The sequence below is a fragment of the Krasilnikovia sp. M28-CT-15 genome, assembly GCF_047159595.1.
In the GTDB taxonomy this organism is placed as follows: domain Bacteria; phylum Actinomycetota; class Actinomycetes; order Mycobacteriales; family Micromonosporaceae; genus Actinoplanes.
This window is the reverse complement of record NZ_BAAGAK010000001.1, coordinates 1,347,828-1,368,943: the sequence shown is the minus strand read 5'-3', so window position 1 is coordinate 1,368,943 and position 21,116 is coordinate 1,347,828. Positions and strand designations below refer to the sequence as shown.

23 protein-coding genes and 1 tRNA gene are annotated in these 21,116 nt (G+C 73.0%); 8 read left to right on the top strand and 16 right to left on the bottom strand.

Annotation, left to right across the window (positions count from 1 at the left end; all coding sequences use genetic code 11):
• Nucleotides 1–108 precede the first annotated feature (108 nt).
• Complete coding sequence (locus tag ACMCNO_RS06600) at nt 109–1,038, top strand: ribonuclease Z (protein ID WP_412753639.1); 930 nt, start codon at nt 109–111, stop codon at nt 1,036–1,038.
• Entirely contained in the window at nt 1,010–1,507 is a 498-nt protein-coding gene (locus tag ACMCNO_RS06595) for an N-acetyltransferase family protein (RefSeq protein WP_412748514.1), read from the top strand. The genes ACMCNO_RS06600 and ACMCNO_RS06595 overlap by 29 nt, the downstream gene beginning before the upstream one ends.
• 328 nt (nt 1,508–1,835) lie before the next feature.
• Here the strand turns inward: ACMCNO_RS06595 and ACMCNO_RS06590 are convergent, their stop codons facing one another.
• Nucleotides 1,836–2,210 (bottom strand): hypothetical protein, encoded by a 375-nt coding sequence (locus tag ACMCNO_RS06590; RefSeq protein ID WP_412748513.1) that lies wholly within the window; start codon nt 2,208–2,210, stop codon nt 1,836–1,838.
• Between the two features lie 186 nt (nt 2,211–2,396).
• Here ACMCNO_RS06590 and ACMCNO_RS06585 point away from each other — a divergent pair, with 186 nt between their 5' ends.
• Nucleotides 2,397–3,338 (top strand): S1C family serine protease, encoded by a 942-nt coding sequence (locus ACMCNO_RS06585; RefSeq protein WP_412748512.1) that lies wholly within the window; start codon nt 2,397–2,399, stop codon nt 3,336–3,338.
• Nucleotides 3,339–3,486: 148 nt separating this feature from the next.
• Here ACMCNO_RS06585 and ACMCNO_RS06580 read toward each other — a convergent pair whose 3' ends face one another.
• On the bottom strand, nt 3,487–4,845 hold the full coding sequence (locus tag ACMCNO_RS06580; RefSeq protein WP_412748511.1) for a cystathionine beta-synthase: 1,359 nt from the start codon (nt 4,843–4,845) through the stop codon (nt 3,487–3,489).
• Between the two features lie 19 nt (nt 4,846–4,864).
• Nucleotides 4,865–5,221 carry a YkvA family protein gene (locus ACMCNO_RS06575; RefSeq protein ID WP_412748510.1) on the bottom strand — a complete coding sequence of 119 codons (357 nt, stop codon included), beginning with the start codon at nt 5,219–5,221 and terminating at the stop codon, nt 4,865–4,867.
• Between the two features lie 276 nt (nt 5,222–5,497).
• Between ACMCNO_RS06575 and ACMCNO_RS06570 the strand changes: the two genes are divergently transcribed.
• The 4 genes from ACMCNO_RS06570 (at nt 5,498) to ACMCNO_RS06555 (ending at nt 9,332) form a co-directional block, all read left to right on the top strand.
• Nucleotides 5,498–6,607 (top strand): SGNH/GDSL hydrolase family protein, encoded by a 1,110-nt coding sequence (locus ACMCNO_RS06570; protein ID WP_412748509.1) that lies wholly within the window; start codon nt 5,498–5,500, stop codon nt 6,605–6,607.
• 64 nt (nt 6,608–6,671) lie between these two features.
• Nucleotides 6,672–7,478: an SGNH/GDSL hydrolase family protein gene (locus tag ACMCNO_RS06565; RefSeq protein ID WP_412748508.1), complete on the top strand. Its 807-nt coding sequence runs from the start codon at nt 6,672–6,674 to the stop codon at nt 7,476–7,478.
• A gap of 62 nt (nt 7,479–7,540) precedes the next feature.
• Nucleotides 7,541–8,785, top strand: a complete 1,245-nt coding sequence (locus ACMCNO_RS06560; protein WP_412748507.1) for an acetyl-CoA C-acetyltransferase — start codon at nt 7,541–7,543, stop codon at nt 8,783–8,785.
• A 190-nt stretch (nt 8,786–8,975) separates the two neighbouring features.
• Complete coding sequence (locus ACMCNO_RS06555) at nt 8,976–9,332, top strand: hypothetical protein (RefSeq protein WP_412748506.1); 357 nt, start codon at nt 8,976–8,978, stop codon at nt 9,330–9,332.
• Nucleotides 9,333–9,360: 28 nt separating this feature from the next.
• Here ACMCNO_RS06555 and ACMCNO_RS06550 read toward each other — a convergent pair whose 3' ends face one another.
• Both ACMCNO_RS06550 and ACMCNO_RS06545 read right to left on the bottom strand, forming a co-directional pair.
• Nucleotides 9,361–9,954, bottom strand: coding sequence for a hypothetical protein (locus ACMCNO_RS06550; protein WP_412748505.1), 594 nt, complete (start codon nt 9,952–9,954; stop codon nt 9,361–9,363).
• 21 nt (nt 9,955–9,975) lie between these two features.
• Nucleotides 9,976–10,518 carry a hypothetical protein gene (locus ACMCNO_RS06545; RefSeq protein ID WP_412748504.1) on the bottom strand — a complete coding sequence of 181 codons (543 nt, stop codon included), beginning with the start codon at nt 10,516–10,518 and terminating at the stop codon, nt 9,976–9,978.
• 162 nt (nt 10,519–10,680) lie between these two features.
• Between ACMCNO_RS06545 and ACMCNO_RS06540 the strand changes: the two genes are divergently transcribed.
• Nucleotides 10,681–11,271 (top strand): hypothetical protein, encoded by a 591-nt coding sequence (locus ACMCNO_RS06540; protein WP_412748503.1) that lies wholly within the window; start codon nt 10,681–10,683, stop codon nt 11,269–11,271.
• Nucleotides 11,272–11,301: 30 nt separating this feature from the next.
• Here ACMCNO_RS06540 and ACMCNO_RS06535 read toward each other — a convergent pair whose 3' ends face one another.
• From ACMCNO_RS06535 to ACMCNO_RS06485, 11 genes are all read right to left on the bottom strand, one after another.
• On the bottom strand, nt 11,302–11,616 hold the full coding sequence (locus ACMCNO_RS06535; RefSeq protein WP_412748502.1) for a hypothetical protein: 315 nt from the start codon (nt 11,614–11,616) through the stop codon (nt 11,302–11,304).
• 149 nt (nt 11,617–11,765) lie between these two features.
• The gene (locus ACMCNO_RS06530; RefSeq protein WP_412748501.1) at nt 11,766–12,587 is read right to left on the bottom strand and encodes a Bax inhibitor-1/YccA family membrane protein; all 822 of its coding nucleotides are present in this window, start codon (nt 12,585–12,587) and stop codon (nt 11,766–11,768) included.
• Between the two features lie 201 nt (nt 12,588–12,788).
• Nucleotides 12,789–12,870: transfer RNA gene (locus ACMCNO_RS06525), tRNA-Leu, on the bottom strand.
• Nucleotides 12,871–13,002: 132 nt separating this feature from the next.
• The gene (locus ACMCNO_RS06520) at nt 13,003–14,352 is read right to left on the bottom strand and encodes an NAD(P)/FAD-dependent oxidoreductase (protein ID WP_412748500.1); all 1,350 of its coding nucleotides are present in this window, start codon (nt 14,350–14,352) and stop codon (nt 13,003–13,005) included.
• Between the two features lie 130 nt (nt 14,353–14,482).
• Nucleotides 14,483–15,913, bottom strand: coding sequence for a diguanylate cyclase (locus ACMCNO_RS06515; RefSeq protein WP_412748499.1), 1,431 nt, complete (start codon nt 15,911–15,913; stop codon nt 14,483–14,485).
• A gap of 129 nt (nt 15,914–16,042) precedes the next feature.
• Complete coding sequence (locus ACMCNO_RS06510) at nt 16,043–16,612, bottom strand: hypothetical protein (RefSeq protein WP_412748498.1); 570 nt, start codon at nt 16,610–16,612, stop codon at nt 16,043–16,045.
• Complete coding sequence (locus ACMCNO_RS06505) at nt 16,609–17,970, bottom strand: DUF58 domain-containing protein (RefSeq protein ID WP_412748497.1); 1,362 nt, start codon at nt 17,968–17,970, stop codon at nt 16,609–16,611. Before ACMCNO_RS06505 ends, ACMCNO_RS06510 begins: the two co-directional genes overlap by 4 nt.
• On the bottom strand, nt 17,967–18,953 hold the full coding sequence (locus ACMCNO_RS06500; RefSeq protein WP_412753638.1) for an AAA family ATPase: 987 nt from the start codon (nt 18,951–18,953) through the stop codon (nt 17,967–17,969). Before ACMCNO_RS06500 ends, ACMCNO_RS06505 begins: the two co-directional genes overlap by 4 nt.
• A gap of 37 nt (nt 18,954–18,990) precedes the next feature.
• Nucleotides 18,991–19,584, bottom strand: coding sequence for a hypothetical protein (locus ACMCNO_RS06495; protein WP_412748496.1), 594 nt, complete (start codon nt 19,582–19,584; stop codon nt 18,991–18,993).
• On the bottom strand, nt 19,581–20,303 hold the full coding sequence (locus tag ACMCNO_RS06490; protein ID WP_412753637.1) for a DUF4129 domain-containing protein: 723 nt from the start codon (nt 20,301–20,303) through the stop codon (nt 19,581–19,583). Before ACMCNO_RS06490 ends, ACMCNO_RS06495 begins: the two co-directional genes overlap by 4 nt.
• A gap of 46 nt (nt 20,304–20,349) precedes the next feature.
• Nucleotides 20,350–21,063 (bottom strand): uracil-DNA glycosylase, encoded by a 714-nt coding sequence (locus ACMCNO_RS06485; RefSeq protein WP_412753636.1) that lies wholly within the window; start codon nt 21,061–21,063, stop codon nt 20,350–20,352.
• Nucleotides 21,064–21,116: the final 53 nt, after the last annotated feature.

The following is a 21,116-nucleotide window of genomic DNA, read 5'->3' as shown; positions in this document are numbered from 1 at the left end:
AGCCACCCGACCCCCGGGGTTCCGGCCTTGTCCGACCGGACCGCGCTCCTCGCGAGCGCGGAGACCCCCGGGGGTCGCTTCATGTCCCCGGAAGGGCGGACCGACCCGATGCGCGAACTCGTCGTCCTCGGCACGGCCAGCCAGGTGCCGACCCGGCACCGCAACCACAACGGCTACGTGCTGCGCTGGGACGACGAGACGATCCTGTTCGACCCGGGCGAGGGCACCCAGCGCCAGATGCTGCTGGCCGGGCTGGCGGTGAGCCCGCTGACCCGGATCTGCATCACCCACTTCCACGGCGATCACAGCCTCGGCCTGCCCGGCGTCATCCAGCGGATCTCCCTGGACAAGGTGGGTCATCCCGTCGCGGTGGCCTTCCCGGCGAGTGGGCGCGAATATTTCGACCGGCTGCGGCACGCGACGAGCTTCTGGGACAACACCGATCTGCGGCCCGAGCCGGTGGGCGCGGGCTTCGCGGTGCAGACGTCCGCGGGGCGGCTCACCGCGCTGCCGCTACGGCACTCCATCGAGACGTACGGGTACCGCCTGGTCGAGCCGGACGGGCACCGGATGGTCCCGGACCGTCTCGCCGCCCACGGCATCACCGGTCCCGCGGTCGGTGAGCTGCTGCGTACGGGCCGGCTGGGTGAGGTGACCCTCGCCGAGGTCAGCGTGCCGCGGCCGGGGCAGCGCTTCGCGTTCGTCATGGACACCGGCCTGTGCGACTCGGTGTACGCCCTCGCCGACGGCGCCGACCTGCTGGTGATCGAGTCGACGTTCCTGGCCGCGGACGCCGCGCTGGCCGCCCAGGTCGGGCACCTCACCGCCGGGCAGGCCGGGGCGGTGGCCCGCGAGTCCGGGGTACGCACCCTCGTGCTCACCCACTTCTCCCAGCGCTACCCGGACGCACGCGCGTTCCTGGACGAGGCCCGCGCGCAGTTCGCCGGTGAGATCGTGCTGGCCGAGGACCTCATGCGGGTGCCCGTACCGGCCCGGCTACCGTCGGGCGATGACCGTCCTGCTGCGCCCCGCCGCTGATGGCGACCTGCCCGCCGTCGGCGCCCTGCATTTCCACTCCCGGCGCAGTGCGTACGCGGGGCTGTTCTCCCCCGCCGCGCTGGAGCACGGCTCACCGGCCGCGCTCGGCGAGTGGTGGGCGGAACGGTGGCGCTGGGAGCGGGAGACCCACCGCCTCACGGTCGCGGACGCGGACGGCGAGCTGGTCGGCTTCACCTACCTGGGTCCGACCACCGACCCGGGCGTCACCGAGCTGTACGCCATCCACGTCGCCCCGCTGTGGGTGGGCCGGGGCGTGGGGCGGCTGCTGATGCGCGACGCCCTGGCGCACCTGGGCGAGCGGGCGGTGCTGTGGGTGCTGGAGGGCAACACCCGGGCCAGGCGCTTCTACGAGCACGGCGGCTGGGTGCCGGACGGCGCGACCCGCGACCAGCCGATGGGTCCCGAAACAGCTCCCCAGCTGCGCTACTCACGCAACCAGCGGGACTGAGCCCACCCCCACTGCGGTACTCGCGCAACCACTGCGCGAGGACAGGAGGGCGGGAACGCGCGACCGAGTGAATGCGGGGGAACCTGTGGTCGCGCGCTCCCGCCAACCGCGCCCGCCCAAACCGGGGGATTGCGCCTGGCCGGAGGCGCTGACCGGCGGAGGCGTGCCGGTCGATCCAGTTTCCTGGGCGGGTCTTCGCGGGATGCCGTCGTGCTGGCGGGGCACAGCGGCTTCACCGCCGGGGAGGCGTCGCACGTGCCGGGGAGGGCTGGCCCGCCGGGGGACGGCCGGACCGTCGTACGACGTCGCGGTTTCTGTTGTCGGGGTGTCAGCCGAACGCCCCCCGGTTGGCCCGGTGGCGCCGGTGCGGTTCGTGTGCGGTGCGGTTGGCGGCTCGCCGGGCCCGCTGGTCCGCCCCGGCCGTACGGCGGCGATCCAGGTTGTCGTGCAGTCCGGTATGCCGCCCGGTGGGGCGGATGCTGTTGAGGTCGTGGCGCAGGGTCCACGCCTCCCGCCACAGCCGGCGCGCGGCGGTGTTCGCCCGCTCGGCGAGCCGGCGGGGCGCGCACGGCCAGCGCCGTCCACACCAGACACAGTTGAAGTCGGCGTCCGGCCGGTCGTGGCGGCCGAGCAGATGCTGCGCGTCTCGCCAGAGCAGCCGATCCACGATGTCGGCCGGTTCAGTCTGGTCGACAGAGACCATTCCTCACCCCTCCGTCAGCAGTGGCGTATGTCCGTCACGACACATACAACTCCGCCCGCCCGCCCGCCGGTCGGACTTTCTGTGCGATTGCCCCCACGGTGCGTTATAGCGGCTGTCAGGCGGCGTGTTCGCCGTGGGCGGACGGCGGCCGGGCATGGTGGACACGGGCGCGGCGTTGAGGGCGTCATGGATACCGAACGCCCGGACGAGGCGCAGGCCCTCGACGCCTACAGCTCGGTGGTGACCGGAGTGGCCACCCGGCTACTGCCGTCCGTCGCGGCCCTGGCCGTCCGCACCGCGCGCGGTCCCGGTGCGGGGTCGGCCGTCACCTTCACCGAGGACGGCTTCCTGCTGACCAACGCGCACGTGGTGTCGGGCGCGGACGGCGGCACTGCCGAGTTCGCCGACGGCACCGAGACCGCGTTCGATGTGGTCGGCGCCGATCCGTTGTCCGACCTCGCGGTGGTGCGGGTGCACCACAGCGGCGCGCCCGCGGCTCCGCTGGGCGATGCCGACCTGTTGCGCATCGGCCAGCTCGTCGTCGCGGTCGGCAACCCGATGGGCCTCGCCGGCTCCGTCACCGCCGGGGTGGTCTCCGGCCTGGGCCGGTCGCTGCCGACCCGGGACGGCCGCCGGACCAGGATCATCGACAGCGTGATCCAGACCGATGCCGCCCTCAATCCGGGCAACTCGGGCGGGGCGCTGGCGGACGCCACGGGCACCGTGGTCGGCATCAACACGGCGGTCGCCGGGTACGGTCTCGGCTTGGCCGTTCCGGTCAACGCGACGACCCGGCACATCGTCGGGGAGCTGGTGTCCCGGGGCCGGGTCCGCCGGGCGTGGCTGGGCATCGCCGGGTTGCCGGTCCCGCTGCCCCCACCGGTCGCGTCCCGGCTCGGCCAGCGACTGGGCTTGCGGGTCGTCGAGGTGGTCCCGGGCAGCCCCGCCGGCACGGCCGGGATCTACCTCGGCGACATCCTGGTCAGCGCGGGCGGGCAACCGGTGCAGAGCGTCCAGCAGTTGCAGCGGCTGATGCTGGGCCCGGCGATCGGCACCCGGCTGCCGGTGACCGTGCTGCGCCGCGACGCGTTCGTCGACGTGGTGACGGTCCCCACGGAGCTGGCCTGAGATCGCCGCTCACGGGGGCATCGCCTCACGAGGGCATCGCCGCTCACGGGGCGCCGTCACGTCCCGCCGGTGCGCTCGGCGGGTCCGCATCCCACGTCGGCGACGCTCCGGTCGCCGGCGCCGCGGACCCGCTCGGCCGCAGGTGCGCTCAGGTCAGGTGGGCCAGCAGGTCCTGCCGGGTGAGGACCCCGGCGGGTTTGCCGTCGATGAGCACCATGGCCGCGTCGGCGCGTTCCAGCAGGGCCACGGCCTCGCTCACCGGCTGACCGCCGCCGATCATCGGCAGTGACTCGCCCATGTGCCGCTCGATGGTGTCGTGCAGGTGCGCCTGGCCGGTGAACAGCGCGTCCAGCAGCGCCTTCTCCGCGATCGAGCCGGCCACCTCGCCGGTGACCACGGGCGGTTCCGCCTTCAGTACGGGCAACTGGCTGACGCCGTACTCGCGCATGTAGTCGATGGCGTCGCGGACGGTTTCCGTCGGGTGCACGTGGACCAGCGGCGGGATGTCGCCGCCCTTGTTTTCGAGCATGGTCGCCACGGTGGGCTCGTCGCTGCCGGTGGTGAGGAAGCCGTACCGGGCCATCCACCCGTCGTTGAAGATCTTCGACAGGTAGCCGCGCCCGCCGTCGGGCAGCAGGACCACGACCACGTCGTCCGGGCCGGCCTTGCGGGCCGCCTTCAGCGCGGCCACCACGGCCATGCCGCAGGAGCCGCCGACCAGCAGCCCCTCCTCGCGGGCGAGGCGGCGGGTCATCTCGAACGAGTCCTTGTCGGACACCTCGATGATCTCGTCGCAGATGTCCCGGTCGTACGTCGTCGGCCAGAAGTCCTCGCCGACGCCCTCCACCAGGTACGGCCGGCCGCTGCCGCCGGAGTAGACCGAGCCCTCCGGGTCGGCGCCGATGATGCGCACCGGACCCTGTTCCTTGAGGTAACGCCCGATCCCGCTGATGGTGCCGCCGGTGCCCACCCCGGCCACGAAGTGGGTGATCTTCCCGGCGGTCTGGGTCCACAGCTCCGGGCCGGTCTGCTCGTAGTGCGAGCGCGGGTTGGCCGGGTTGCTGTACTGGTCGGGCTTCCACGCGCCGGGGATCTCGCGGGCCAGCCGGTCCGAGACGTTGTAGTACGAGCGCGGGTCCTCGGGTGCCACGGCGGTCGGGCAGACCACGACCTCCGCGCCGTACGCGCGCAGCACGTTCTGCTTGTCCTCGCTGACCTTGTCCGGGCAGACGAACACGCAGCGGTAACCGCGCAGCTGGGCGACCAGGGCCAGACCCACACCGGTGTTACCGCTGGTGGGTTCGACGATCGTGCCGCCGGGCTGGAGTGCGCCGGACTTCTCGGCGTCCTCCACCATCCGCAGCGCGATGCGGTCCTTCACGGACCCGCCGGGGTTGAAGTATTCGACCTTGGCAAGGACGGTTGCGGCGATGCCCTCGGTCACGCTGTGCAGCCTGACCAGGGGTGTGTCACCGATCATGTCGACGACGTTGTCGTAGTAGCGCACGCCTTAGCCTAACGACGGCTCAGGGCACGACCGAGCCGGGGATCACCGCAGCGCGGCGCCGCTCCCACTCCAGGAACCGTTCCGTCTCGCTGAGCACTGTCCCGGCCAGCCAGGTGATCATGATCGCGTCGTCGGCCAGCCCGAAAAAGAACATGACCGCCTCCGGAACGAGGTCGACCGGTGACACCACGTACGCGGTCGCCGCGGCCATCAGGGCGATCCGCTTGCCACCGTCGTACTCCCCGCGCAGGGAGGCCAGCAGCATCCTGGGCAGGGCGGTCAGCCGCGCGCCGATCGACGGGCCGCCGCGGGCGCCGCTCGTCAAGGCCCGGGCGAGCGCGGTGAAGGCCGCGGTACGCTTCAGCGTCTTTGCCATGGTCAGTCCCCTCTCCTGGGTCCAGGATGACGCGGGGCCGCCACCGCAGGCGAACGATGACGGCTCCGGGATGGTTTCGTGCCGACTGAGTGAACTCTGCGTCGGGTACTCGGCCACCCCCACCACGCTGTCGTACCCGCGCGCTAGCCTCTGAATTCCCACCATCGCGGGACTTGTTTTGATCCACCTGGATCGGGCACGTCCCACCCAGCGACCGCGAGGGAAACAGTGGAACAGGTGTTCAGAGCCGCATCGGCCCCCGCCCGGGGCCGCGGCATGACGGACGACGACTGGCGCCGGGTCCGGCGCGCCGGTCGGGTCGTGGGCGGCGTGACGGGCGCGGCCGCCGGTCTGACCCTGCTCTCCCTCGGCGTGCTGGTGCGCCAGGCCGCGGACGCCCGGCGGGTCATCCCGCTGGCCGAGGCGCCCCCGCCCCGCGGCGACGGGCTGTACGGCGCGAAGTTCCCCGGCAAGCCGCTGACCATGGTGATCCTGGGCGACTCCTCCGCCGCGGGCTACGGCGTGCACCGCCCCCGGGAGACGCCCGGCGCCCTGTTCGCCACCGGAGTGTCCCGGCGGCTGCACCGGCCGGTCCGGCTCTACCGCCTGGCGGTCGTCGGCTCGGTCTCGGCCGGGCTGCCCTATCAGGTCGACGCCGCCCTGGAATACGAGCCGGACGTGGCGATCATCCTGGTCGGTGGCAACGACGTGACCCACGTGTCGGCCCGCGCGGCCGCGGTGCGTCATCTCGCCGCGTCGGTGCGCCGGCTGCGGGCGTCCGGCTGCAAGGTCGTGGTGGGCACGTGCCCGGACATCGGGGCGATCCAGCCGATCAAGCCGCCGCTGCGCTGGGTGGCCCGGCGGTTGAGCCGCCAGCTGGCCGCCGCGCAGACCGTCGCGGTGGTCGAGGCGGGCGGGCGCACGGTCTCGCTGGTCGACCTGCTGGGTCCGGCGTTCGAGGCCGATCCGGTGCGGATGTTCAGCTCCGACCGCTTCCACCCGTCCGCGGAGGGGTATGCCCGGGCGGCCGCGGTGATGATGCCGACCCTGATGGCGGCGCTCGGCGAGGACGACGAGGACCGGCCCCCGGTCGCCAGCAGCGAGGGCGTGCGCAGCCTGCCCGCCGCCGCGCAGGAGGCGGTCCGCGCGGCGGGCACGGAGGTCAGCGCCGCCCGGGTCGACGGGCACGAGCGGGGCCCGGCCGGGCGTTGGGCGCAGTTGCGCCGGCACCCGTGGTTCGGCGAGCAACGCCTCTGGTTCGGCCACCGCGCCCCGGCCCGTCCGGGCAATCCGGCGGTGGGCGCACCGGTTGCAAGCGGGCAGGCGGGATCCGCGCCGAGCCCCGTAGGCTGGACAGCGGAGGATCATCAGGCGACCGTGGACTGACCCCGTCACCGGCCGCCTGTTCGCGGGCACCGGTGACGGCCGGGGAGCGACCCAGGGAGGCGACATGACTAGCTTGGCGGGACGCATCGGCAGGGCGACGGCGACGACGCTGTTCGCCGGCGCCGTGGGTGGTTTCGCCCTGCTGGCCGGAGAGGCGATCGCGGCCAAGAGCCGCCGGTACGCCAAGCCGACCATGGGTCTCGCCCTGCGTACGTCGATGGGTCCCACCGCCGCGCCACGGCTACGGCTGATCCTGCTGGGCGACTCCGGCGCGGTCGGTGTCGGCGTCGAGTGGCTCTCCGAGACGGTCGGTGGGCAACTGGCCCGGCTGCTGGCCGACGGCACGCCGGAGACCGGCGAGCGGCACGTGCTGCTCTCCAGCGTCGGGGTGGCGGGCTCCCGCTCGGGCGACCTCGCCACGCAGGTGGCCCGGGCGCTGCTGGGCGACCAGCCCGACGTGGCGGTGATCCTGATCGGTGCGCACGACGCCACGTCGCTGCGGGGGCCGGGGGAGTCCGCGGAGCATCTCGGTGCGGCGGTGCGCCGGCTGCGCGAGGCGGGCGTGCAGGTGGTGGTGGGCACCTGCCCGGATCTGGGGGCGGTGCACGCGATCGCGCAGCCGCTGCGTCAGCTGACCGGCTGGCTGGGGCGCCGGATGGCGCGGGCCCAGGTCAACGCGGTGCTGGAGGCGGGTGGCGCGGTGGTCGACCTGTGTGCGGAGACCGGGGCGGTGTTCCGCGCCGACGCCGGGACGTTCTGTTACGACGGTTTCCACCCGTCCGCGGACGGCTATCGGGTGTGGGCGCACGCGCTGTACCCCGCGGTCGAGGAGGCGGCACTGGCCGCGGGACGCCCAGCCGCGGAGAAGTAGGACATTTCGGTGTGACGCGATTACTGTTCCGCGCCAAGTTACCGTTCAGTTAACGTAGGTGAATGCCGGAAGCTGTCATCGTTGCCACTGCCCGCTCCCCCATCGGCCGCGCCGTCAAGGGCTCGCTGCGGGAACTGCGACCTGACGATCTCACCGCCACGATCGTCGACGCCGCGCTGAACAAGGTCCCCCAGCTGGACCGTACGCTGATCGACGACCTCTACCTGGGCTGCGGCCTGCCCGGCGGTGAGCAGGGCTTCAACATGGCCCGGGTGGTCGCCACCCTGCTCGGCCTGGACGGCCTGCCGGGCGCCACCTTGACCCGGTACTGCTCGTCGTCGCTGCAGACCACCCGGATGGCGTTCCACGCGATCAAGGCGGGCGAGGGCGACATCTTCATCTCGGCCGGGGTCGAGACCGTGTCCCGGTTCGCCCGCGGCAGCTCCGACGGCCTGCCCTCGGAGGCGCAGGCCCTGGTCGGGGGCGGCTGGGAGAACCCGAAGTTCGCGGATGCCCAGGCACGCTCGGCCGCCGCGGCCCAGGGCGGCACCACCTGGCACGACCCGCGCGAGGACGGGAACGTCCCGGACATCTACCTCGCGATGGGCCAGACCGCCGAGAACCTCGCCCAGCTCAAGGGCGTGACTCGCGAGGACATGGACGAGTTCGGCGTACGCAGCCAGAACCTCGCCGAGAAGGCCATCGCGGACGGCTTCTGGGAGCGCGAGATCACGCCGGTGACCCTGCCCGACGGCACGGTCGTCTCGACCGACGACGGCCCCCGTCCCGGGGTCACCATGGAGGCCGTCTCGGGGCTCAAGCCGGTGTTCCGTCCGGACGGCCGGATCACCGCAGGCAACTGCTGCCCCCTCAACGACGGCGCCGCCGCCGTGGTGATCATGAGCGACACCAAGGCCCGGGAGTTGGGGATCACCCCGCTGGCCCGGGTCGTCTCCACCGGTGTCACCGCGCTGTCGCCGGAGATCATGGGCCTCGGCCCGGTCGAGGCGTCCAAGCAGGCGCTGAAGCGGGCCGGCATGACCATCGACGACGTGGACCTCGTGGAGATCAACGAGGCGTTCGCGGCGCAGGTCATCCCGTCGTACCGGGACCTGAACATCCCGATCGAGAAGCTGAACGTCAACGGCGGCGCCATCGCGGTGGGCCACCCGTTCGGCATGACCGGCGCGCGGATCACCGGCACCCTGCTCAACTCGCTCGACTGGCACGACAAGAGCATCGGCCTGGAGACCATGTGCGTCGGCGGCGGCCAGGGTATGGCCATGGTGCTCGAACGCCTCAGCTGAGACCTCCGCCGGGTCCGGGTGCCAGCAGGCGGCCGGGCTCGGCGGGCTTCACCACCGCGCCGTGGTGCGCCCGCGCGATCGGGCCACCCGGCCGGCGCTCTGGTCGGGTCGGCAGGAATCTGGTCCGCCCGGTTGCCATCCGGACCGCTCGCGCATAGTCACAGTAAGAGCGGGAGAGGGAGAGGCTCAGATGGTCGCAATGGGGCGCAAGAGCACAGATGGTACGGACAGGTTGTGTGCCGCCGAAGCGGTGCAGTTCCTCACTCCCGATCTCCTCGAGTTTCTGGCCGACCTGTACGGGGCACCCGCGTCGATCGCCCAGGGCGCGGTACAGCTGCTCCCGTTCGGGTCACGGGCGGCGTTGCTGGCCACCGGCCTGGTCACCGCGCACGACGACGGTGACGGGCCGGCGCATGAGGAGATTCTGCAGCTCACCGACCTGGCGTTCGAGGTCATCGCGATGGCCGCCAGCGCCGCGGCCAGTGAGCAGATCGACGAGCTGGCGGAGCACGCCGCCGCGATCGTCGCGGCGCGCCAGCGCAGCTGACCGGGACGGGACCCACGCCGTCTCGGCGTCACCGCGTGTGCTGCACGGAGCTGATGTACGTACGCAACCGGCGCAGTGCCTTTCCCACGCCCTCGTGGCTGAGCCCGAGGAACTGACCGCAGGCGCGGTTGCTGGGGGCCTTGCCGGTGCGCTGAATCTGGTCGAGCAGGTGGGTGGCGACCCGGATCGCGGTGGCGTCGCGGCGCTCGTAGGCCAGCGTCATCGCCTGTTGAATGATCTCCGGCGTGGCCGCCTCGTCCAGCCTGGCGGCGGCCTGCTCGTCGGTCAGGGACAGCAGTCCGGGATGGCTGGTGTCGACCGGCACGGTGCGCTGGCCGCGGCGGATCGCCGCGAGGGCCTCGTTCGAGGCGATCTTGACGAGGTAGCCGGCCGGGTTGCGGGTCTCGTCAACCAATCCACGGCGGACGCTCTCCACGAGCCGGGCGACCGCGTCGTTGGCGATCTCATCGAGGTCCGTGCTGCTCAGCGTGGGGCTGTAATGGGCCTGCAGGTAGCGGCGCAGCGCGGTCACGCCGCGCTGCAGGGTCTGCGAGGTCACCGTGGCGGGCGCGTTCAACAGCCCGACGACGAGGAACTGTATGGGGTCGTCGGGTTCGGTCACGGTGGCAATGTCGTCCATCGGTCAGGGCGCCAGGTGCAGCAGGCAGTGGAAGTCGACCAGGGCGTTGTGCACATCGTCCTCACTCAGGCCACGGCCGCGGCTTTTCAACTTGTCCAGCACCTCGCGCGCGGTGGGCACCATGCCGTCCAGCTCGGCCATGTCCAGGTACTGCGTCATGATCAGCGCCTCCATGATGCGCCTCTGGTGCACCAGGAGGTGGATGCCCCACCGGATCGCGGCCGCGTCGAACCCGCCGCCGAAGACGGTGTCCGCGAACAGGTCGTCGTAGTAACGCCCCCTCGAGTCGATCTTGCCGTTGGTGCGCAGCCACGCGAGGGCGGCTCGGTTCGCGTCCGCGCGCAGGCCCTTGGCGACCGCGGCGCTGCGGTAGTCCAGCATCCCCCGCCAGCGGGCGACCACGCCGGTCACCAGGATCCGGACGACCGGGGCCGGAATGCGGTCGGAGAACCGCTCGTGGACGTGCCGGTCCAGGTCGTCGAGCAGCGACCCCATGGCCGACCGGCCGGGTTGCTGCTGCGTATTGCCCCGTTCTGAATCGACCACGACGCCCCACGCCCGAAAAGCCGGAAATAGACAGATGATTTCGCGGTAACAGCGCCGTTTATGCTACGGGAGCCGCACCACCCCCAAACATGGCTATTTACTGACACCCGTGGGGACCTCGTGTCGCTTGTGTCACTTGCTGTCGCGATTGCCGTCGCGGCGGTGTTCGCCGTCTTCGGATTCCCGTTCCGCTTCTACCAGTGCTGGTTCAGCTGGAGCCGGATCGGCGCACCCGCCGGTGTGCTGCTCTACATGGCCCTGGCCGGCGGAGGCGGCGGCGGGATCGGCTGGCTCACCGCCTATCTGGCCAACGTGCCACCCTCGACCGCCCCCGTCATCGACGGGCTGTTCTACGGCGCCGCGGGCGCCCTCGCCGTCCGCGCCGACTTCCGCTCCGGACCCGGCGTCAGCCGGGGCCCGCAGGAGATCCGCGGGGCCGCGTCGCTGCTCGGCAAGGGCATCGAGTGGACGACCGGCCTGCTCGACGAGGTCACCTGGCGCCGCGTCAAGTACTGGCTGGACGACCGGACCGACGACCAGCTCCTGGTCGTCGCGTTCGACATCGTCCACGAGATCAAAGCCGACAGCGCCGTCCCCGCACCCGCCAAGAAGGTCATCGGGAAGGAGGCCGTCGACGCCATGCAGGCCCTGCACGAGGCCGCCGACGACGTGAAACGCGCCGAGGGCCGATCGCGGCTCGCGCACTTCTGCCGAAGTCAGATCGTGAGCCAGCACATCACCAGGCCGGTCTAGCCTCCCGGCGGACGCCGACCCCGGATCGCCTCACAACGCCCGGCGCAGGGCGTCCACCTCGGCGCCTGCCTGCTCGAGCACGTCCTCGCCAGGCTCGGCAGCCAGCAGATCGTCGGCGGTCACGCGCACCTGATCCGGCAGCACCGGATCGGTCAACCGGGGCACCGTACGGCGGAGACGGCCTTCCGCGTCCGCGCCGAGATCCGCCAGGCGCTGCACCAGCCCGTACGTGAGGTCGGCCTTGGTGGGGCCGGCGGGCGTGTGCACCCACCAGCGGCCCTGTTCCCAGTGGCCGACCTGGGTGAGCAGCCGGTCGATGCCGGTGGCGAACTCCTGCGGGGTCACGAGCGCGACCCTACCCGGGCCGGGTGCGGCGGCTCCGCGCCCGCGGCGAATCCCCACCGCACCGGGCGGGCACGCGGCCCGCATCTACGGGACAGCGCCCGGTCCGTGGCAGGACGGGCCGGGCGCTGCGCGCGACGAGTGACGAACCGTCAATCGTCGCCTTGCAGAATGCTCAACAGGCGCAGGATCTCCAGGTAGAGCCAGATGAGGCTGACCAGGATGCCGAACGCGGCGGTCCAGGAGTACCGCTGCGGCAGGCCCATCCGCACGCCCTCTTCGACCTCGGCGAAGCTCAGGATGAAGCTCAGCGAGGCGACGACGATGCAGACCAGGCTGAAGATGATGCCGAGGGCGCCACCACCGCGCAGGCCGGTGTTGATCCCGAAGATCGACAGTACGAAGTTGATCAGCATGACGGCGAACAGGCCCGCCATGACGGCGATCATGCCCCGGACGAACTTCGGCTTGGCCCGGATGACGCGGGCGCGGTACAGCATCGCCATCAGGAAGAACACGCCGAACGTGGCGACGACCGCCTGGAGCACCACGCCCGAATGGCCGGCGATCTCATCGAAGTACTTGCTGACCATGCCGAGGAAGACGCCCTCGACCACGGCGTACACGACGACGAGGACCGGGTTCGCCACGCGGGAGAAGGAGATGATCAGGCCGAGCACCACGCCGACCATCGCCGCGCCGATCCAGGCGAGGCGCAGCATCGAGTCCGGGACCAGATTCCACGCGGCGACGGCCGAGATGCCGGTGATACCCAGCAGCAGCACCGTCTTGACCACGACGTCGTCGATTGTCATGGGCTGCACGGCGGGCGGAGCGGCAGGGTACCCGGCGGCCGTCGGGTACGGCTGCCCGTACCCCGGCTGGCCGGCGGGCCCGTAGGCTCCGTACCCGGCCGTCCCCTGGCGCTCGGCCGCCTGGCCGAGGCGCGACAGCACCGGGTTGGATGTCTTCACTGTGTCCAGCCTCCCCTGAGGTTGAGGCACGTGTGTGCGTGCCTTTCCAGAGTAAGCGCTGCACACACCCCTGGGGTGCGCCACCACCTGTGAGCAGGCTGAGAGCACGCCGAACGGTCCCCGATCCGCTGACGAGATCGCCGAAGCACAGGAGGCCGGGTTCCTTCCCCCGGCCTCCGATGATCTCGTTGGGATGTCTCGTGCCCGGGACGGGTTTCGAACCCGCACGCCTTTCGGGCAGCCGCTTTTAAGGCGGCCGTGTCTGCCATTCCACCACCCGGGCGAGTCCAGCCCTCACCGTAGCGAACGCCGCCCGTTCAGCGGCGGACCGGACGGGCAGAACCCGCCGGGACGTCCGGCCCCAAAGCGCCCCGGGCCGCCGTGCGTTCAGCGGCCGGCCCGGGGCGGTGCAGGTCTAGCGGGAGGCAGCACCCACGGGAGCGCGGTCCTCGGTCAGCGGCGGGGTCACGTCGGTGAACTCCTCGCGCGGCTTGTGCAGCTGGCCGAGCGAGACGACCTCCCGCTTGAAGATCAGGGCCAGCGTCCAGTCGGCCACCACGCGGGTCTTGCGGTTCAGCGAGGGGATCCGGCTCATGTGGTACGTCCGGTGCATGATCCACGCCGGGTAGCCCTTGAGCTTGATGCCGTACACCTTCGCCACGCCCTTGTGCAGGCCGAGGCTGGCGACGCTGCCCGCGTACTTGTGCTTGTAGTCCTTCGGGGCACCGCCCAGGACGACCTGGCGGATGTTGTCCGCCAGGACCTTGGCCTGGCGGACCGCGTGCTGCGCGCTGGGCGAGCAGAACGCGCCCGGGTTGGCCAGGTCGGGCACCTGGGCGCAGTCGCCCGCGCTCCACGCGCCGTCGAGGACCCTGTCGCCGTCGACCACCTGCAGGGTGGGCCGGCAGGTGACGTGCCCGCGCGGGCCGCGCGGCAGGTCGGTGCGGTCCAGCATCGGCGACGGCTTGACCCCGGCCGTCCACACCAGCGTCTCGGTGCGGAACTCGTCGCCGTCGGAGAGGCGCACGACCCCGCCCACACACGACTCCAGGCGGGTGTCGAGGCGCAGGTCGATGCCGCGGCTGTCGAGCTGGCGGGCGGCGTAGGCGCCCATGTCGGGGCCGACCTCGGGCAGGATCCGGTTGGTCGCCTCGACGAGCACGAACCGGACCTCGTCCTGGCTCAGCTCGGGGTAGACCTTCAGCGCGTCGCGGACCACGTCCTCCATCTCGGCCAGCGCCTCGATGCCGGCGTAGCCGCCGCCCACGAAGACGAACGTCAGCGCCGCCTTGCGCACCTCGGGATCGGGGGTGACCGCGGCCACGTCGAGCTGGTCGAGGATGTGGTTGCGCAGGAAGATGGCCTCGCCGATGGTCTTGAAGCCGATGCCGTGCTCCCGCAGGCCGGGGACGGGCAGGGTCCGCGACACGGAGCCGGGCGCCACGATGATGTGGTCGTACGTCAGCTCGGTGGTGGGGCCCTCGATCGGCGCGATGGTGACCGTCTTGCGGGCGTGCTCGATGCGGGTGACCTCGCCGGAGATGATGCGGCACCGCTTGAGCGCGCGGCGCAGCGGCACCACGGAGTGCCGCGGGGAGATGTTGCCGGCCGCCGCCTCGGGCAGGAAGGGCTGGTACGTCATGTGCGGCTGGGGGTCGATCACGACCACCTCGGCCCGGCGCGCCGAGAGCTTCTTCGACAGGCGCAGGGCGGCGTACAGCCCCACATGACCTGCCCCAACGACGACGATGCGCTTCGGATTCACGCATTCATTGTCGCCCGCGCGCCGTCCGAGTGCCTTGTGATGTGACGTAACACAAGCCCGGCTGTCAAGGGCCACTCCGCAGTGTTTCCGGCCCGTGTCCAGTGACGTCCACCATGCGGGACAGGCCCGGTCAGGCCGGAGCGCCGGCCGCGACCACCCGGTTGCGGCCGGACCGCTTCGCCGCGTACAGCGCGCGGTCGGCGGCGAAGACCACCTCGTCGGCGCGCGGCGTCCCCGGGGGCAGGACGGCCGAGCCCACGGAGACCGTGACGGTGACGGTCGTGCCGTCGGTGACCGTGACGGGGGCGTCCGCGACCCCCCGGCACAACCGCTGCGCGATCTCGTCGAGCCGGTCCGGCGGGGTGTCCGGCAACAGGACGACGAACTCCTCGCCGCCGTAGCGGGCCACCATGTCCCCGGCGCGTACCAGCTCCTGCATCCGGTGGGCGACCTCGCACAGCACCAGGTCGCCGCCGTGGTGCCCGTACGTGTCGTTGATCTTCTTGAAGTGGTCGACGTCGATCAGCAGCAGGCCCGACGCCTCCCCCGTCCGCTGGGCGCGCCGCTCGTGCTGGCGTAGCGCCTGCTCGAAGTACCGCCGGGTGCGCAGCCCGGTCAGCGCGTCGGTGACCGCCATCCGCCGCTGGACGGCGACCAGCCCCGCCATCCGGGCGAGCACGAGCAGGAAGAGCACGATGCAGCTGACCCCGACCAGCGGCACGTACAGCGGCGCGCCGCGAGCGGCCTGCACGAGCAGCACCGTCGGCGCCATGACCGAGGCGACCGCGAGCAGCACCAGCCGGCCCGGGGCGACGTCGGGGGCCGCCGCCGGGGTCCGCTCGGCGAGCCGCCGCATCGAGGGGTGCAAGGCGGCGGCGCCGACCAGCAGCAGGCCGACCATCCACGTACGGTCCAGGTGCCCGCCGGTCTCGTAGTCGCCGAGCAGCGGCTGCAGCCCGTACACCACGTCGCCGGCCAGCCGGGTGAGCAGGCCACCGGCGAGCAGGCGCAGGGCGGGCGTCGCCACCGTCGCACCGAGCAGCAGGCGGGCGGCCAGCACCAGGGTGAGCAGATCGCCCAGCGGGTACGCCAGCGTGACCGTCTCGCGGACCAGCCCGTCGGCCGCGGTCATCACCGGGGCGATCAGGAAGATCCAGCTCAGCAGGCCGGCGGTGACCGCGACGACCGCCGCGTCGACCGCGGTGGCCAGGTCCCAGCCCGGAGTCCGCCGGCGGACCACGAGGAACAGGGCGAGGGCGGTCAGCCCGTACGACGCGAGGTAGAGAGGGTCCTTCGCCGTCCACGCCAGGTCGCCGGCGAAGTTGGCCAGCTGGCCGAGCCCGAGCAGCAGCCAGGGCGTCCGGTACGCGGGCCGGTAGCGCCGGACGCCGACCGCGATCGTCACCACCGAGGCGAAGGCCAGCACGTCGTAGAGCACCCACTGCGCGGTGGCGGGATCGTCCACCAGCAGCGGGACCGCCGCGTGCAGTCCGAGCACGAGGATGCCGAACAGCAGGAACACCACCCATGCGGCGTGTCCGCCACGGGGTCGAGGAGTCATGCGTGCTGCCCGCCGTCCGCCCGGGAAACGGCCGGTCCGGCCGCGTCCCCCAGGCTGCGGCACCCGGGTTGCCGCCCAGGAGTACCGGCATTGGCGTCCGGTGGCAGTCCCCTCGGGCGCGGCGATCCGCTACGAGCGGCGCAGCAGGCGGGCCAGCAACGTGGTGGCGCCGACCGCGGCGGCCAGGCCGGCCAGCGTGGCCACCAGGAACGCGCCCCCGGCCAGGTCGGCGGTCAGGCCCAGCGCCAGCACCGTGAGCACCGCGGAGACCAGCGTCACCGCACCGGCCCGCAGCAGCCAGCCGGTCACCACGTCGGTGTCGACCTCCGCGTCGGTGGGCAGCACCGCGGCCAGCGCGGTCAGGGTGTGCGCCAGGTACAGCAGGGTGGCCAGGGCCAGCACCCGCCACAGCGCGACCGGGGCGTCGTACCAGGCGGTGTCGAGGATCCAGCCGGCGACCGCGGCGACGGCGGCCACGGTGGCGCCCCGGCCGCGCGGGGCGAACGCCGGGTAGATCGCGACAGCGGCGATGAACACCGAGAACCGGCCGGTGAGCACCGTCACCGGCCAGGCCACGGTGATCGCCAGCAGACCGCAGACCGCGGCCCCGGCCCGGACCAGCAATGGCACGACGGTGGCCCGGCGCACCGCGGTGCGGGCCCGGTCGATCCGCTGGGCGAGTGTCCCGAGCACGGTCACCGCCCCCTCGGCGCGGACGCCGTCCGGGCCACGTCGCGCAGCACCAGGTCGAGGCTGCCCGCCCCGGCCCACGTCACCACGGGCACGCCGTGCTCGCGCAGGCGGCCCAGCACGTTCTCGCGTTCCAGGCGCCAGAACCGGGTGGCCAGCGGGGTCCAGGTGCTGCGCCGGGGCGGGGTGACCTCGGCGGGCAGCGTGTCCACCGCGACCGTGAACCGGCCCGACTGGGCCAGCTGGGCCAGCATGTCGGCGGCGCGCGGGTCGACCAGCGGGGTCAGCACCACGACCAGGGCGTCCGAGGAGATGTGCTGCATGCCGAGGAGGTGCTCGGACGGGTCGCCGTCGGAGGCCTCCGGGCGTACGTCGAGCAGCCACTCCAGCGCGGTCAGGTACTGGCGGCGGCCGGTGGCGGGGCGCAGCCGGCGGGCGGACTGGCCGTACTCCAGCAGGGACACCCGGTCGCCGCGTTGCAGGTAGTGTTCGGCGATCGCGGCGGCCGCCCGGACCGTCGTGTCGAGCACGGAGGCGCTGCCGCGGATCCCGCCGGAGCGGCCCGCCTCGCCGAGCACGTCCAGCAGCAGCAGCACCTCGGCGTCGCGGTCCGACAGGGTCGCCGCCACATGCAGGTCCCGGGTACGCAGCGACACCCGCCAGTCGATGCGGCGCAGCCGGTCGCCGGGGGCGAACGGGCGTACCCCGGCCAGCTCGCCGCCCTCGCCGGGGCGCCGGGACCGGTGGTTGCCGACCAGCCCGGCCGCGGCGGGCATCGCGTCGACGGCCGCGAACGGTTCGGTGACCGGGTACACCCGGACGGCGCGGGCCGGGGTGAGCACCGGGCGGCAGGCCAGCAGGCCACCGCACGCGGCGACCCGGGCGGCCGCCGGGCCGACGTCGTGGCGGCCCCAGCGCAGGGCCTCGCCGGGCAGGTCGATCGCGCGCCAGCGCTGCGGCCGTACGGTGATCCCGAAGGGCCGGTCGGCCTTCTCCAGCCGCAGCCACGGCGAGGTCCGGGTGCGCACCACGACCAGGTCGTACGTGATGCCGTCGGGGTTGGCGACCGTGAGCCCCGCGGTGACCTTGCCGCCCTCGACGACGTGCTCGGAGTCGGCCTCGATGGTGATCTCGGGGGCGGCGCGGGGCATCCGGCGCAGCCCGACCGCGGCGCCGATCGCGAACGGTGCCGCCAGCAGCACCAGATCCACCCGCCCGAGGGCGACCCCGAGCACCAGAAGCAGGCCGGTGAGCAGCACCGCCCGCCCGAGCGCCCGGGTCGGCACCCAGGCCGGACCCGACGAGCCGTCGTCCGCTGCGGGCCCGGTGGGTCCCGCCGCGGTCGGCTGGTCGGTCGCGGCGCTCACTGCTCCGCGTATCCGCTGGCGTAGGTGGGCAGCGCGCCGCTGGCCGGGGCGGGCACGGCGGCCAGCACCTCATGCACCACGAACGACGGGTCGACGCGGCGCAGCCACATCTCCGGGCGCAGCGTGATCCGGTGCGCCAGGGCTGGGACGGCCACCTCCTTGACGTCCTCGGGCACCACGAAGTCGCGCCCGGCCATGGCGGCGCGGGCGCGGGCCAGCAGCAGCAGGGCCAGGGAGCCGCGCGGCGACGACCCGACGAGCGCGGAGGCGTGTTCGCGGGTGGCCGAGGTCAGCGCGACGATGTAGCGGCCGATCGAATCCTCCACGGCCACCGTCTCCAGCGACGCCTGCATCGCCTGCAACGTGCGCGCGTCGACCACGGGGGCCAGGTGGGCCTCCTCCTGCCGGCGGGCCATCCGGCGGCGCAGCACGTCCCACTCCTCCTCGGCGGTGGGGTAGCCGAACGAGACCCGCAGCATGAACCGGTCGAGCTGGGCCTCGGGCAGCGGGTACGTGCCCTCGTACTCGATCGGGTTGGCGGTGGCCAGCACGTGGAACGGCGGCTCCAGCCGGTAGGTGACGCCCTCGACGGAGACCTGCTTCTCCTGCATCGCCTCGAGCAGCGCCGCCTGGGTCTTCGGCGGGGTCCGGTTGATCTCGTCGGCCAGCAGCATGTTGGTGAAGACCGGGCCCGCGCGGAACGCGAAGTCGCCCTTGCGCTGGTCGTACAGGAACGAGCCGGTGACGTCGGCGGGCAGCAGGTCGGGGGTGAACTGCAACCGCCGGAAGTCGAGCCCGAGGGCCTGGGCGAAGGACCGGGCGGTCAGCGTCTTGCCGAGCCCGGGCAGGTCCTCCAGCAGCACGTGGCCACCCGCGAGGATGCCCGCGAGCACCAGCTCCAGCGAGTCCCGCTTGCCGACCACCACGGTGCCGACGGAGTCCAGGACCGCGCCCGCCAGCCGCCCCACCTCGTAGGGCGGCATCACCTCCACGCGTGCGTCCGTCACGAATCCGCCCTTCTCACAGTCGTTCCAGAGTTTCCACGTACGCGGCCAGATCGCGCCCCTTCGGCGGGCGCCGGCCGGGCTCCTCCAGGGTGCGCCACAGTGCCTCGCCGAGCAGCTCGCGGGCCCGGCGCGGGTCGGATGCCCGGGTGATGCCGTGCCGCAACCGCAACCGCTCGTCGGTGAGCTCGGCGATGACGGGCAGGACGTTACGCGAATACTGGTCGGCGTCGCTCTGCGCCCAGTCCAGCCGCACCTCCCAGCGGCGCACCGCGGCGCGCAGCGCGTCCCCGCCCCGGCCCAGCTCGTGGTCATGATCACCCGGGCGGGGCGCGGCCTTCGGCGGCGGGGGCGCCGCCACCTGGGAGACGGCCAGCATGAGCAGCCGCAACGCCACGAACGCGGCGACGATCAGCAGCAGCGGTATCGCGATCCCGGCCGACCGCAGTGCCGCCACGGTTACCACGGTCGCGGCGACGACCAACAGGGCATTGCGGACAATCCAGGCCGTCCGCGATCGCGGCCGCCGCACCTCTGGCAGATCCGGTACGGGCTCCGCCACGGTGGAAAAGGAGAACAGGTCGTCGAGCCCGCCGTCGCGTTCGCTCATCGAGCACCCACCTCCGCACCCAGGTCCGCACGGAGTTGCTGCAACGCCGCGCGGGCCTGGCCACGCATCCGCTCGTCGACCGTGTGCGTGGTGGCGTACCGGGCCTCCCGGTACACCGCGGCGAAGGCCGCCAGCATGTGGGCGTCGACGTGCTGCTCGGCCAGCAGCCGGGCGACCAGGTCGGTCGGCGTGTCGCCGGGATTGCGTGGGGTGCCCGCCGCGGCGGCGGCCTGCTCCAGCCCCACCCAGCAGGCGATGACCGCCCGGCGCGGGTCGCGGTCGGCGTCGGACAGCTCGTCCAGGCCCGCATCCAGCACGGCCACGATGTCCTTCGCGCCGCGCGGCTCGGCCTGCCGGGGGACCCGGCGGCCACCGCGCCGGGCGCGGCGGCGCTGCTGATCCCGGATCAGCGCCCAGACGATCAGCGCCACCACGATCACCCCCACGACGACCAGGACGGCGACCGCGGCCGTACCCACCCAGTCGGGCAGGCCACTGGCCGCCTCGGGGGTCGGCGCGCTGGATGGGGTGGCCTCGGCTCCGGACGGCGCCGGGGGCTCCGACGGCGGCAGCAGCGGGGCCGCGGTGGCAGGCGCCTCCGCCTCCGGAGTGATCCGCTCCAACTGGGGCGCCGACCGGGTCGCGGCCAGGGCGGCAAGGAACAGCAGCCCGAGCACGGCGGCCACGGGCCACCAGCGGCGTAATGCGGCGAGGTCCACTCTCAGGCCCTGTTCCGTGACTCCGGGGTTGGCGGTCGAGGACGAATCATGCCAGGCCCGCCAGCTCTTTGGCACGACCGAAGACCTCGTCCAGCATCGCGGGCGTCAGCCTCCCGGTGAACGTGTTCTGCTGGCTCACGTGGTAACTGCCCAGCAGGTCGGGCATTCCGGGCAGGCTGACGTGGGTGCCGTGGCCGAAGGCGGGCCGGGGGCTGGGCGGGCGGTGGCCGTACACCGCGCGGGCGGCGGGCCACCACGCGGCCCACGCGAACGCCCCGAGCGCCACCACCACCCGCAGCGTCGGCCGGATCAGGGCCAGCTCGCGGTGCAGCCACGGGGCGCAGGTGTCGCGTTCGGCGGGCAGGGGCTTGTTGTCGGGCGGGGCGCACCGTACCGCCGCGAAGATCCGGGTGTGCGCGAGGGCGAGGCCGTCGTCGGCCGCCACGCTGGTCGGCTGGTTGGCCAGCCCGGCCCGGTGCAACGCCGCGAACAGCACGTCCCCCGAGCGGTCCCCGGTGAAGATGCGGCCGGTGCGGTTGCCGCCGTGCGCGGCCGGAGCCAGGCCCAGGATGCCGATGGCCGCGTCGGGCGCACCGAAGCCGGGCACCGGGCGCCCCCAGTAGGTCTGGTCCCGGAACGCCGCACGCCGCTCCGCCGCGACCCGTTCCCGCCAGGCGACCAGGCGCGGGCAGGCGAAGCAGTCGGCCACGGCGGCGTCGAGGGCAGGCAGGTCGGGGGCCGCGGCCGCGCGGGCCACCACCTCATCCGGGGTACGGGAGCTCACCGCACCAGCAGAGCACTTCCGGGGCACGC